Raw genomic sequence first — 12,845 nt, 5'->3', positions numbered from 1 at the left:
TTATGCCTCCCCCTTCTTGCTCTTGCGTTTTTTCACAAAGCGGAACACATGGGAGATGGCGATGAAGAATACAACCGTACCCATGATGATGTTGATCACTTCGGACGGAGCACCGATCAGGTTCAGCTTGGAGCCGCCATACTTCAGTGCACCGTAGAACAGACCGGCGAAGAATACGCCGATGGGGTTGGAAGCACCGATCAGCGCAACACTGATGCCCTGGAAGCCGAAGCTCTCCTGTGCAGTAAAGATGCTGATACGGCTACCCATACCCAGCAGCTGGATGGCGCCGCCCATGCCGGCCAGCGCACCGGAGATTGCCATGGCAATGTAGATGGACTTGTTCACGCTGATGCCGCCGTATTCCGCAGCCGAACGGTTAAAGCCCACTGCCTTGAGCTGGTAGCCCAGGGTGGTCTTTTCAATGAGCACATAAATCAGAATCACAGCCAGCACAGCCAGCAGAATGCCCCAGTTGGAAGCGGGGCACAGAGCGTCCAGCCAGGCCTGGGGGAACAGGATGCGGGCAGCGTCCTGTACGTTCTTGGTGGCCTCCGCATTGCCCTCATTGTGGATCATGGGCAGATCCGCAATATAGTTGGACAGGTAGAAGGCAATCCAGTTGAACATGATCATGCTGAGCACCTCGTTGATGCCCCACTTAACCTTCAGGAACGCCACGATCAGACCCCACAGTGCGCCCACGGCCAAAGCAGCCAGGAAGCACAGCGGAACCAGAATGATGGAAGGTGCCGGCACCAGGATACCCACCACGCAGGCAGCCATGGAGCCCATGACGAACTGACCCTCAGCACCGATGTTGAACACGCCGGTACGGAACGAGAACGCCACCGCCAGACCGGTAAAGATCAGCGGAGTTGCATACACCACACTGTATGCCATGTTGCGCACGCTGCCGAACACACCATCGAACAGCTTGGCATAGGCCTCAATGGGGCTGATGCCCATGGGCAGCAGGAACAGCGCACCCACTACAAAGCCCAGCAAGATCGAGAACAGAGTTACCAGAAACTTGCTGTTCAGGAATTTTTCCAGTTTATTCATCCGCCTTACCTCCCGCCATCCACAGGCCAAGGGTATTTTCGTCCGCATCTTTTCCGGGCAGACTGCCGTTGATCCGCCCGTCAAAGATCACGTCGATCTCGTCTGAAAGGCTGATGATCTCGTCCAGCTCAAAGGACACCAGCAGCACGGCCTTTCCCTTGTTACGCTGCTCCACGATATATTTGTGCACATACTCGATGGCGCCCACGTCCAGACCGCGGGTGGGGTTCACCGCGATCAGCAGGTCCTTGTTGTTGGTGACCTCGCGGGCGATGATGACCTTCTGCTGGTTGCCGCCGGACAGAGTGCCCGCGGGCTTATTCAGACAGTCGCGGGGGCGAATGTCAAACTTTTCGATGGCTTCCTGGGTGAAGCTGTTCACGGCGTCCATATTGCGGATGCCGTGGCTGGAATATTTGTCCTCGGCAAAGTTCTGCAGGACCATGTTGTCGGCCACGCTGAACTCCAGCACCAGACCGTGCTTCTGACGGTCCGCCGGAATGCTGGACACCCCGTGCTCAAAACCGTAACGGGGCGGTTTGTTGAATACGTCGGTACCATTCACGGTGATGGCGCCCTTGGTGGCCTTGCGCAGACCGGTGATGCACTCCACCAGTTCGGTCTGGCCGTTGCCGTCGATGCCGGCAAGGCCCAGAATCTGGCCCTTGCGCACCTGCAAGTTCAGACCACGCAAAATCTCCACACCACGGTAGTCCACTGCGTGCAGATCCTTCACGTCCAGAACCACGTCGCCGGGCTCCTGCTCCTGCTTGTCCACCTTGAAGTTCACGTTGCGACCCACCATCATGCTGGCCAGATCATCCTCGCTCACCTTGCTCACATCCACGGTGTCGATGTACTTGCCCATACGAATGATGGTGCAGTAATCCGCCGAAGCCTTGATTTCCTTCAGCTTGTGGGTGATGAGAATGATGCTCTTGCCGTCCGCCGTGAGGCTGTGCATAATGTCGATCAGCTCGCTGATCTCCTGGGGGGTCAGCGAAGCAGTGGGCTCGTCCAGAATCAGGATCTCCGCGCCGCGGTACAGCGCTTTCAGAATTTCCACGCGCTGCTGCATACCCACGGAAATATCCTCGATCTTCGCGTCGGGGTCCACCGCCAGGCCGTATTTCTTGGAGATGGCTTCCACGTTTTTGCGCGCAGTGGCCATGTCCAGCATGATGCCCTTCTGAGGCTCCATGCCCAATACGATGTTCTGCGTAACGGTAAAAGGCTGCACCAGCATGAAGTGCTGGTGCACCATGCCGATGCCGGCGCTGATCGCCTTTTTGGGGCTGTCCATGTGGATCTTCTGCCCCTTGATATAAATTTCACCCGAGGTGGGCGGATACATGCCGTACAGCTGATTCATCAGCGTGCTTTTGCCGGCGCCGTTCTCGCCCAGAATGGCGTGGATCTCACCCTTGTGCACGGTGAGTTGGATGCCGTCGTTGGCGGTAAAGTCACCGAATTTTTTGGTGATGTTCCGCATGTCCACCACGACAGTGTTCAGGTCCAGATGTGGATTGTCCAAAAATAAGCCTCCTTTTCACCCTGCGCCCCACCCGCGTCATCGGCCTGCGTGCGGGGTGCAAAGCGGTTTCATATCCGGCAGGCGCTGCCCGGTCTGCGGGCAATACCCATCGGTTCCGGGAAGCGCCTGTGCACTTCCCTGTTTTTCAGGAATACAGTGGCGATCAGGTGATCACCACATCGCGGATGCCCTGTGCGCGGGCCAGGTCGGCCAGCTGCTGCAGGTATTCCGTTGTGGGCTGCTGCAGGCGCTCTTTTTCGCTCTCCCGCACGCCCATGGGGCGGTAGCAGATAATCTTGTACCGCATGGGATGTTTGTCCTGCCAGGGGGCAGCAACGGCAGATGCCTCACGCACCGCAGTCTCGGCATCAAAGAGGCCGGGAACCACCACGGTACGCAGCTCTTCCAGCTTGCCGGCTCGGGTCAGGAATTCCAGATTGGCCCGCACCTGGGTGTTGTCCACCCCGGTGACGGCCTTGTGATCCTCGCTGGTCCAGGCCTTGATGTCCAGCATCACGCCATCGGTCACGGCCAGAAGTTCCGGATCCTGAGAAAAATCATAGCTGCCGTTGCTGTCCAGCAAAGTGGACAGCCCCTCAGCCCTGGCGATGCCCAGCAGTTCCACCAGAAAATCCCTCCAGCGGGTACATTCCCCGCCGGACACCGTGATTCCTCGGATGAAGGGCACGTTTTTGCGAACCTCCACCATAACTTCCTCCGGGGTCATGGAACGAACCCGGGGTGAGGAGCTGTTGGGGCACTGCTTGAAGCAGGCATCGCAGAATACGCACTTGGTGTAGTCATAGCAGACCTTGCCGTCCTGCATGGAAAGCGCGCCCACCGGGCACACCTTCACGCACTGACCGCAATTCACGCACTGGTTGATGGTCTCCGGGTTGTGGCAGTAAAGACAGTTGAAGTTACATCCCTGAAGAAAGATCGCGGTTCGGTTGCCCGGCCCGTCCACCGAACTGAACGGGATGATCTTATTCACCAGCGCCTTCATATCAGCGCACCCGACGATCCTGAGCGTGGCAGTTGCGGGTGGCACCAAGGGCCAGGCCGGTGGTGTTCAGCAGCACGTTATGACCCTCGGCGAGCTTTTCGATCTCGGAACGCTTGGCCAGATAGCCGGTCACACGGATCACGTCGCTGTCGCTGCCGTAGAAGCTCAGGTAACGGATCTCCAGATCGAAGGAACCGCGGATCACATCCAGCAGGAACTTGTGGTTCTTGTGCACGGTCAGATCCACCGGGAAGATATCGCCGGCGCCGGAGATGAAGTACTTGTGGAACAGGTTGATGTTCTTCAGGTGGTCGATCAGCTCGGCAGGCTCCTCGCCAACAGGGATACGGGTGCCGGGGGTGCTGTTCTTATCGTAATCCATACCCACCTGCGCATGCAGCAGGTAGTGGCCACCGGTGGCCTCGCAGTAGGGGGCGGGATGCGCGTTGCAGAAGGCATTGATCTGCTCCATAATCTCCACACCCAGCTTGTCCGCAGCCTCGCTGTGGCCGAAGCGGCCTTCGATGCCTTCCTTGGCCAGCAGGTCGTTGACGCACTCGGCCATACCAACCAGGCCGAACATGGCGCTGAAACGATCGCGGCGGATCAGACCTTCCAGAGCCAGGAAATTGCTCTCGAAGAAACCGCTCTCCTCTACCAGGAAGCGAACGCGGGCATCCATGTAACGGGCCATCACGTCCATTACATGGGGAAGCTGATTTTCCTTGAAATCCTGAATGTTCTTGCTGCGCTTGGCAATGCCGGCCAGCAGCAGCCGGCACAGGGTGTAGGATCCGCCGCCCTTGTACAGGCCGTTGTAGCAGCTGGCGATGCAGTAATCATCGCCCAGCTCGCTGCGGAACATGCGATCGTTGGCGAAGCTGGGCTTCGCGCAGCGCAGCGCGCACTCGATGCCAGCCATCACGAACTCATCCGGGGTGTCCTTGCTGACACGCATGGTCAGGTTGGGTACGGCGTTCTGCAGCTCCGCTTCCACCTCCATCAGCAGCATGCCGGTACGAGTCATGGTGGGGCCGATGTTGGCATGGCAGAAGGAGTCCAGAATGGTGCGGTCCACACTGGTGAGGAACAGGCGCAGAGCCTTCTTCACGGTCTCGTCGTCAAGATCTTTCACAAAGGGCTCCAGCAGCAGATCCAGATCACCGATGTATACGGGGTAGTTGGTGATGCTGGGAACGTTGTGATACAGAATCTGCAGGTTGTTCAAAGCCTCAAACAGATCCTTCGGGGGATCCAGCTGCAGGAACGCGCTGCCCTCTTTCATGAATTTCGGATAGTCCGGGCAGATGTAACGGGGGCGATAGGGCGCATCGCCCTCAAACAGATTGCAGATGCAGCGATCCTCCTGTTCGCAGCGCATCAGCTCATCCAGACCTTCCGGCTCATCCAGCACGGTCAGGAAATTTTCCGCATGACGGGCCAGATAGGTAACTTTCTGCTCGTGGGTCGCGGTCTGATCCTTCAGAGTGGCCAGGATCTCGGCGCGCTTTGCCTCCACGGTCTCCATAGAAATGCTTCTCATAGTGAGCATACCCTCCCTTGGTTTCAGCTTTATTGCTTATCCAGAGTCGGCAAAAAAGCCAACTTTTTTTCAGTATTATTGTACCAAAAAGCCCGCCCTATTTCAACAACGATCACGTGTTTCCTACCAAACAGACTGAAATTAGCCAGTGCTTTTGTTCAAAAAACCGAAAGTAGTACTTTACACCTTTTTCAGTGCAAAGAACGCACGCAGTGTGCTCCCAAAAAAAGAGCCGCGCCTCGATTTTGAGGCGCGGCTCTTACAAGCCTGAATAATGCTTACTTCAGGGTGAACAGATCGCCGCCCAGCTCTTCGGGAGTGGAGGGAACCTGAACTTCGCCGGCAATGATCTTGGCCTTGGCATCCTCAACAGCGGTCAGCATCTCGTCGGTCAGCAGATCGCGGGTGGGAGACAGGTCAACACCGCCGTTCTCCAGGCTGTACAGGTGCACGCCGGGAGTGAAGGTGCCGTTGGCAACGGCCAGGGAGATGTCCTGAGCAGCGATGTCAACGCGCTTCATGGCAGAAGTGATCACGGTTTCGGGGGCCAGAGGAGCCTGGTCGGTGTCCACGCCGATGGCGTATACGCCGTTGGCCTTGCAGGCCTCGATCACACCGTTACCGGTAGCGCCGGCAGCGTGGAATACCACGTCAGCGTCCTTGGTGATCATATCGGTAGCAGCGGTGTTACCGCCGGTGGGATCGCCGAAGTTGTTGGCGTTGAACTGCAGAACAGTGGCCTCGGGGTTCACGGACTTAACGCCGGCGATGAAGCCGCAGCCAAACTGGTTCATGGAATCGGAAACCATGCCCTGAACGTAACCAACGGTGTTGGTCTCGGTAGCCAGGCCGGCCACGATGCCCACCAGGTAGGAAGCCTCAGCCTGAGAGAACATCAGGCAGGCAACGTTGGGCAGATCGATGGAAGCGTCATCGATGATGGCGAACAGCTGATCGGGGTTGGCCTCGGCGGCAGCCTTGGTGGCCTCAGCCAGCATGTAGCCAACACAGATGATCAGGTCGGTACCCTCGCTCAGGTAGGTCTCGATGTTGGCGCTGTAGTCAGCGTCGGTCTTGGACTCCAGGTAGCTTACCTTGATGTTGGGGTTCTCCTCGGCCAGAGTCTGCAGACCCTCCCAGGAAGTCTGGTTGAAGGAACGGTCGTTTACGCCGCCCACGTCAGTGATCATACCAACGGAGATCTCCTTATCGGAGGTCGCTTCGCCGGAAGCAGCAGTGGAAGCAGCCCCGGAGGAAGCGCCGGTGGAAGTGGCAGTGGAAGAAGCACCGCCGCAGGCCACCATGGACACGGCCATGGCTGCTGCCAGTACGATCGAGATCAGTTTTTTCATGATTCAATCTCCTTTTTTCTGTTGTGGAATAACCGCGCCGCAAGCAGGCATCGGTTTCTGGGGAATTTCCCCATTAGCTATTTTATTATAGCCACCAGAGTGACAAATTTCAACCAGTTACTGCAAATACATGGCATTACAATTTGTTAACATTAACCAAAATAAGTCGTACTATACTGCCGTTTGCTCCGCTCAGGCCAGATCCCGCGGCCCGAAATTATAGGGCAGCAGCTCACCCAGCGTTACCTCGGTCCAGCTGTCCGGGCCGGTCACCAGCAAAATAGGCATCTCCAGCTCGCAGAACTCGTTCAGTGCCTGGCGGCACACCCCGCAGGGGCCGGTCACCGGGAAGGGCGGCTGCTGGCCGGCAGGCGCACCCACCACAGCCAGCATGGAAAACTCCCGTGCGCCCTCGCTCACTGCCTTGAACAGGGCGGTGCGTTCCGCACAGTTGGAGGGAGTGTAGGCAGCATTTTCAATGTTGCAGCCGGTAAACACCCGGCCATCCTTTGCCAGAAGTGCGGCGCCCACGTTGAAATGGGAGTAAGGGGTATACGCCATCTCTCGCGCCTGGATGGCCAGACGCGCCAGTTCAGCCTTTTCCATCCTTACACCTCCGCGCCCAGCGCGATCTTCATCATGTTGGTGAAGCTGAGCTGGCGCTCCTCGGCAGTGGTGGCCTCGCTGCTCACAAAGCTGTCGGAAATGGTGAGCAGGCAGGCAGCCCGCTTGCCCAGCACATTGGCATTGTGGAACAGAGCAAAGCTCTCCATCTCCACAGCTACACAGCCCTTTTCATCCCGCAGGCGCTCCCAGTAGGTGGGGTTGGTGCGGTCATCGTGGCGGTAGAAAACATCGCTGGAATGGATTACGCCCTCCACCATGGGAATGCCCAGCTTGGCCGCGCTGGCGCGCAGGGCATCACACAGCTCGGCGCTGGGGGTCAGGGTATCATCCTCACAGCCATTCTGGGTGCGGGCATAACTGCTTTCGGAGTAAGCACCGGTGGCCAGAACCACGTCATAGATTTTGGCCTTGTCGGTGTAAGAGCCGGCGGAGCCGATCCGGATGATGTTCTCCACACCATACTGGCTGTACAGCTCGTAGGAATAGATGCCGATGGAGGGCATGCCCATACCGCTGCCCATTACGCTGACAGGGCGGCCCTGATAGGTGCCGGTGAAGCCCAGCATACCGCGCACGTCATTGAACAGCACCGGATTTTCCAAAAAAGTCTCTGCAATGAATTTTGCACGCAGAGGGTCACCGGGCATGAGAACAGTCTTTGCAATCTGGCCCATTTCGGCTTTGTTGTGAGGGGTAGGCATAGTGTGTCAACTCTCCTTTTGCTATTTGGTTGCTTTTTATTTGCGGCCGGGAACCCCCGGCCTTATTCCAGGCACCGGTCCCGCAGCAGCTGCAGCTGCTCGGGCCCCATGCCATATTCGGCGGCAAAAAAATCCTCCATGCAGGCATAGCGCCGGTCGATGGCATCGAATACCGCCTGCATGCTCTCCGGCCGCACCCCGCTGACCAGTTCCAGAATGGGGCGCACCTCCGGGTTCTGTTCCAGCATCTGCCGGTAAACATCCAGGCATTCCTGCACTGCACCGGGGCGGCAGGTATTGGTGGCCAGAAAATCTTCCATTACCGTTTCCCTGCTCGCGCCCAGCGCCAGCAGAATCAGGGCCGCGGCAACGCCGGTGCGGTCCTTGCCGGCGGAGCAGTGGAACAGCAGCGGCATCCGACCATCCAGCATTTCCCGGAAAATTTCCCGGTAGGCCGGGTTATTGAAAGGCAGCGCGGAATAGATATCCATCATTTCCTGCGCCAGATCCTTCAGACCCTGCGCATCCAGATGCAGCGAATCGTTGGCGTCGATGGGCTGTTCCCCGCCCTCAGCGTTTCGGATTGCTCCGATGTCATGGCGGATCACTCCGGGGAACTCCGGATCAGGTTCCCTGCCACGCTCCACCGCGGAGCGCAAATCACTCACCACACGGATTCCCAGCTGTTCAAACCGCGCCTGATCGGCCGGAGTGCGGATCTGACACAGCGCACCGCTGCGCCAGATCAAACCGCGCTTTACCCTGCGACCGTCCGCCGCAGGCCAGCCGCCCAGCTCACGGAAATTTTCCGCCGTTTCAAAGGGCAGCGGCTCGCCCGGAGTCCATTCCATAAGATTCACCTTTCCTGCAGCTGACCGGACCGGTCAGGTTTTTTCTTTGACCAGACCCATCTGGTAGGCCTGCACCAGCAGCTTCAGATCTTCCACATCGGCAGCAAGGCGCTGACCATTGTCGGTATCGCCCACCAGAGTGCGCTTTTCACAGGTCTCGAACACCTCCACAGTGGAGGCAATATCCAGATTCTCCCGAATGGCTTTTTCGGCACTTTCAAAGGGCTGGTGCTGCCGCAGCGACATCCCCCGGCTGTTGTATACCAGCGTATAGCCGGCAATGCCGGTTTTTTCGTGGTAAGCACGGCAGAAGCCGCCATCGATTACAATCAGGCGCCCCTCCCCCTTCACCGGAGTTTCGCCCTTGGCCGCCCGCACCGGTACATGACCGTTTACAATGTGGCTGTGGGTCTGATCCAGCCCGAACTCCGCCAGAATGGCACGTGCCATCTTGGAATCGTTCACATGCCGGTAATAGGGATTCTTGGTCTCCGTATGGGTTTCCGGATCCTCCACGAAGAGGCGCTCGAAGGTGGTCATCTTATCGCGGCCATACAGCGGCGACAGTTTGCCGCACCACAGGTACCACAAGAAGTCCTCGCCGCTCTGCCGCTCGGCGCTGCCTTCGGGGGCAAAATACCCCCGCCGGGCCCGCTCGTCGCAGTAGTCCATCAGCGCCCGGCCGGCATAGCCATGCTGCTCAAAGGTTTCCACCGCAAAGCTGCCACTTTCGGTCAGGGGCACTGCACCGTGGAACATCAGGTTGCCGTTTTCAATGTGATACACACCGCCCTTGGCGAACAAAAAGCGCACATGCCGCTGCAGGCGCTCGCTTTCCATGAAGCTGCGCTGGAGAGCTTCCATGACCTCCTGCTCCTGGCGGGTGAGCCGGGCCGGGTCCGCCGGGTTCACGGTGGGGAAATCGTCATCCCGCAGAGGATAACATTTGCCCTCCACCTCCACGGTGCCCTCCCGGTAGTTGATGCGACGCAGGAAGTCCCGCCCTTCCAGCTCAAAATCCGGGTTGCGGTCGATGACCTGGCACTCCAGCTTGAACATGATGATGGCAATGGCCTTGTGCATCCGGGCGGTGCGAATCAGCTCGCTGCGGTGATAGGGTCCCCGGGCTTCGTCAGTGCGGGGATAGAAATGGTGCATATCGCAGTCCCGGTACTCGCTTTCCGCAAACAGAGCAAGCGGCCGCAGGTTGATGCCGTAACCGTCCTCCAGCGCTTCCAGATTGTTGTAGGCAAGACTGGTGCGCAGCACGGTGGCGATGCAGATGGGGCTGCCGGCAGCAGCACCCATCCAGACCACGTCATGGTTGCCCCACTGGATATCCACCGAATGATGATTCAGCAGCTGCTCCATGATCTGATCCGGCCGGGGGCCCCGGTCAAAGATGTCGCCCACGATGTGCAGCTTGAACACCGCCAGATTCTTGATAAGCCCACACATGGCCTCGATAAAGTCGTCGGCCCGGCCCACATCAATGATGCTGGACAAAATCTGCCCGTAGTAAAACTCCTTGTCGTGATCCTCAAAATGGGCGTGGAGCAGCTCGTCCAGAATATAGGCGTAGTTCTTGGGCAGCCGCTTGCGCACAAAGCTCCGGGTATGCTTGGAGGAAACCACCCGGCACACGTCGATCAGCCGGTAGAGAGTCTGCCTGTACCAGGCGTTCAGGTCGGTCTGGCGATCCTTCAGCTCATCCAGTTTCTGGGCCGGGTAATAGATCAGGGTGGCGAACTCCGCCCGTTCCTGCTCCGGCACCCCGGGGCCCAGCACCCGGTCCACCTTTTCCTTGATGACGCCGGATGCGTTGTTCACGATATGGGTAAATGCCTCGGCTTCACCATGCAGATCGCTCATGAAATGCTCGGTGCCCTTGGGCAGTTTCAGAATGGCCTGTAAATTGATAATTTCGCTGCTGGCGGCGGCAATGTTCGGATATTCCCGGGCGAGCAGTGTGAGATATTTCAGATTTTTGCGCGCCCGGGCGGATGGATCCTGCACTGGCAGCGCCTCCTTTCAATGATGGTTTTATCCCGCCGTGCTGAAACTGCACCTGACGTGGACGATAAGTATCATCATTATAGCATGAAACACACCAAAATGGTAGGATGCAGCCAGAAAAAGCCGCCGATCTCTTGTAGCCAGAAAAAGCCGCCGATCTCTGTTATCGTCTGCCTGCCCGAAGAGAAGCCACAAAACTCACGCCCAGAATCAGTGTTCCGCCTGCCAGTTCCCGGCCGGTGGGCTCTTCTCCCAGCAGTACCAGCGCATACAGAATTCCATAAACTGTCTCCATACCGGACACCACCCCAGCCGCCTGGGCACTTACCCGACGCTGAGCTGCCACATACAGCGAATGGGCAAGGGCGGTACACACTACCCCCAGCACGCCGATGCTGCACAGCCCGACCATCGTCCACTCCCCACGCCAGAACAGAACCGCAGGCAGCAGTGCGACGGCCGCTGTGCCCTGTTCATACAGGCACACCACCCGGGCCGGATACCGGGCGGAAAGGTGCCGGTTTGCCAGCGAAAGCACCGCATAAGCCAGACCGGACAGCATGCCCCAACCTGCTCCGGCTGCCGCACCGCTGCCCAAGCCGTCGGGTGGAAGGGTGATCATTACACCTGCCAGCAACGCAATGGCCTCCAGTACACCCTCCAGCCGAAGCCGTTCCCGGAACACCAGCGGCTCCAGCACCGTAAGAAAGAGCGGAAAGGCAGAAAAAGTAATGGTTCCCATTGCCACCGAAGAAACCTGAATTGCCTGAAAAAAGGTGGTCCAGTGAAGGGCCAGTACCAGCCCCGCAAACACCGCCAGCCCCAGATCCCGTTTGTTTGCCAGCCGCAGCGACGTGCGGCTGAGCAGACTCAGCGCCAGCAGCACCGCCGCCGAGCAGATCACCCGTCCGCACGCAATCACCACGGAAGGTGCCTGCACAAAGCGGCCGATCACCGCGGCCAGCCCAAACAGCATCACCGCAAGATTCAACGCCGCCACGCTCCGGGCCGTTCCGGTCTGTTCTGTTTTCATTCCATTTTCCCCACTCTCCCCGGCTTTGTTGTTCGGTGTGTACCGGTTTTCGTCAACTGGTTATTATACGGGAGACTGACAGGGTACGTCAACCGGACTGACAGGGTACGTCAACCGGAGTTTTGGTGGCACAGTGACAAGAAAATATGGTATAGTAAAGATTGTTCTATTTTACTTTATACAGGCGCGTTGAAAAGGCCGCCTGTTTTGGGAGGTTTTATCTTGCAGATTCCCGCATCCTGCACTCTCTGCCCCCGCCGCTGCAAAGCGGACCGGACCCGGCGCGCCGGGGTATGCGGTGCGGCCGACCAGCTGATGGTGGCCCGCGCAGCGCTGCATCACTGGGAAGAGCCGTGCATCAGCGGCACACAGGGCAGCGGCACCGTATTCTTCTCCGGATGTAGCCTGAAATGCTGCTATTGCCAGAACTATAAAATCAGTCAGGAAGGGCTGGGCAAAGCGATCGATGCAGCCCGTCTGGCCCAGATCTTTCTGGAGCTTCAGCAAAAAGGCGCTCACAACATCAATCTGGTCACCGCCACCCAGTGGCTGCCCTGGGTTCTGGAGGCTCTTGCGCAGGCGCGGGCACAGGGCCTGACCCTGCCCATCGTGTATAATACCGGCGGATATGAGACGCTGGAAACCGTGCAGCTTCTGGACGGCGTGGTGGACGTATGGCTGACGGACGTGAAATATGTTTTGCCGGAGCTTTCTGCCCGCTACTCCGCTGCTCCGGATTATTTCGAGGTATGCAGCCGGGCGGTGCGGCAGATGATCCGGCAGACCGGCGCCCCCCGTTTTGACGAAAACGGTCTGCTGCAAAAGGGCGTTATTCTGCGGCATCTGGCCCTGCCCGGCGCACTGGCAGATTCCAAAGCAGTGCTGGACTTTATGGCCAGCCTGCCGGCCGGCAGCTTTTTGCCCAGTCTGATGAGCCAGTATACCCCCTTCCACAAGGCGGTGCAGATGAAACCGCTGGATCGCCGCATTTCCACCTGGGAATACCGGCAGGTAGTCAATTACGCGGTCGACCTGGGATTGAGCGAGGGCTACATGCAGCAGAAGAGCAGCGCCAAAGAGGAGTATACCCCGCCTTTTGATCTGGAGGGTGTCTGAT

11 protein-coding genes are annotated in these 12,845 nt (G+C 58.3%); 1 reads left to right on the top strand and 10 read right to left on the bottom strand.

Translation table 11 applies throughout. The annotated features are described in order from the left end of the window. The 10 genes from ACESYO_RS01015 to ACESYO_RS00970 form a co-directional block, all read right to left on the bottom strand. Nucleotides 1–1,065, bottom strand: a complete 1,065-nt coding sequence (locus ACESYO_RS01015) for an ABC transporter permease (protein WP_058966659.1) — start codon at nucleotides 1,063–1,065, stop codon at nucleotides 1–3. Continuing rightward, nucleotides 1,058–2,557: an ABC transporter ATP-binding protein gene (locus ACESYO_RS01010; RefSeq protein WP_058967221.1), complete on the bottom strand. Its 1,500-nt coding sequence runs from the start codon at nucleotides 2,555–2,557 to the stop codon at nucleotides 1,058–1,060. Before ACESYO_RS01010 ends, ACESYO_RS01015 begins: the two co-directional genes overlap by 8 nt. 205 nt (nucleotides 2,558–2,762) lie before the next feature. After that, nucleotides 2,763–3,593, bottom strand: coding sequence for a YjjW family glycine radical enzyme activase (locus ACESYO_RS01005; protein WP_443983737.1), 831 nt, complete (start codon nucleotides 3,591–3,593; stop codon nucleotides 2,763–2,765). Nucleotides 3,594–3,606: 13 nt separating this feature from the next. Beyond that, on the bottom strand, nucleotides 3,607–5,148 hold the full coding sequence (locus tag ACESYO_RS01000; protein ID WP_058966663.1) for a YjjI family glycine radical enzyme: 1,542 nt from the start codon (nucleotides 5,146–5,148) through the stop codon (nucleotides 3,607–3,609). A 278-nt stretch (nucleotides 5,149–5,426) separates the two neighbouring features. Further along, nucleotides 5,427–6,500 (bottom strand): BMP family lipoprotein, encoded by a 1,074-nt coding sequence (locus tag ACESYO_RS00995; protein WP_187120514.1) that lies wholly within the window; start codon nucleotides 6,498–6,500, stop codon nucleotides 5,427–5,429. 192 nt (nucleotides 6,501–6,692) lie between these two features. Continuing rightward, complete coding sequence (locus ACESYO_RS00990) at nucleotides 6,693–7,106, bottom strand: cytidine deaminase (RefSeq protein ID WP_058966667.1); 414 nt, start codon at nucleotides 7,104–7,106, stop codon at nucleotides 6,693–6,695. A gap of 2 nt (nucleotides 7,107–7,108) precedes the next feature. Continuing rightward, a complete protein-coding gene (gene deoD, locus ACESYO_RS00985; RefSeq protein WP_317407080.1) occupies nucleotides 7,109–7,828 on the bottom strand; it encodes a purine-nucleoside phosphorylase in 720 nt (239 codons plus the stop codon). A 62-nt stretch (nucleotides 7,829–7,890) separates the two neighbouring features. After that, nucleotides 7,891–8,679: a tyrosine-protein phosphatase gene (locus ACESYO_RS00980; protein WP_373209209.1), complete on the bottom strand. Its 789-nt coding sequence runs from the start codon at nucleotides 8,677–8,679 to the stop codon at nucleotides 7,891–7,893. A 33-nt stretch (nucleotides 8,680–8,712) separates the two neighbouring features. Beyond that, the gene (locus ACESYO_RS00975; protein WP_373209208.1) at nucleotides 8,713–10,695 is read right to left on the bottom strand and encodes a fructose-1,6-bisphosphatase; all 1,983 of its coding nucleotides are present in this window, start codon (nucleotides 10,693–10,695) and stop codon (nucleotides 8,713–8,715) included. Between the two features lie 163 nt (nucleotides 10,696–10,858). Beyond that, entirely contained in the window at nucleotides 10,859–11,728 is an 870-nt protein-coding gene (locus ACESYO_RS00970) for a DMT family transporter (RefSeq protein ID WP_373209207.1), read from the bottom strand. 222 nt (nucleotides 11,729–11,950) lie between these two features. Here ACESYO_RS00970 and ACESYO_RS00965 point away from each other — a divergent pair, with 222 nt between their 5' ends. Further along, a complete protein-coding gene (locus ACESYO_RS00965; protein ID WP_373209206.1) occupies nucleotides 11,951–12,844 on the top strand; it encodes a radical SAM protein in 894 nt (297 codons plus the stop codon). Nucleotide 12,845 lies beyond the last annotated feature (1 nt).

The sequence above is a fragment of the Allofournierella massiliensis genome (assembly GCF_964241245.1).
GTDB classification, from domain to species: domain Bacteria; phylum Bacillota; class Clostridia; order Oscillospirales; family Ruminococcaceae; genus Allofournierella; species Allofournierella massiliensis.
The sequence above is the reverse complement of the archived record's forward strand: the minus strand, read 5'-3'. Positions and strand labels throughout refer to the sequence as shown.

Bases quoted from the DNA above. Each gene is read 5' to 3' on its own strand.
- ACESYO_RS01010 (WP_058967221.1), bottom strand. From the start codon at position 2,557: ATGCGGAACATCACCAAAAAATTCGGTGACTTTACCGCCAACGACGGC.
- ACESYO_RS00990 (WP_058966667.1), bottom strand. From the start codon at position 7,106: ATGGAAAAGGCTGAACTGGCGCGTCTGGCCATCCAGGCGCGAGAGATG.
- ACESYO_RS01015 (WP_058966659.1), bottom strand. From the start codon at position 1,065: ATGAATAAACTGGAAAAATTCCTGAACAGCAAGTTTCTGGTAACTCTG.
- ACESYO_RS00970 (WP_373209207.1), bottom strand. From the start codon at position 11,728: ATGAAAACAGAACAGACCGGAACGGCCCGGAGCGTGGCGGCGTTGAAT.
- ACESYO_RS00980 (WP_373209209.1), bottom strand. From the start codon at position 8,679: ATGGAATGGACTCCGGGCGAGCCGCTGCCCTTTGAAACGGCGGAAAAT.
- ACESYO_RS00995 (WP_187120514.1), bottom strand. From the start codon at position 6,500: ATGAAAAAACTGATCTCGATCGTACTGGCAGCAGCCATGGCCGTGTCC.
- ACESYO_RS01000 (WP_058966663.1), bottom strand. From the start codon at position 5,148: ATGAGAAGCATTTCTATGGAGACCGTGGAGGCAAAGCGCGCCGAGATC.
- deoD (WP_317407080.1), bottom strand. From the start codon at position 7,828: ATGCCTACCCCTCACAACAAAGCCGAAATGGGCCAGATTGCAAAGACT.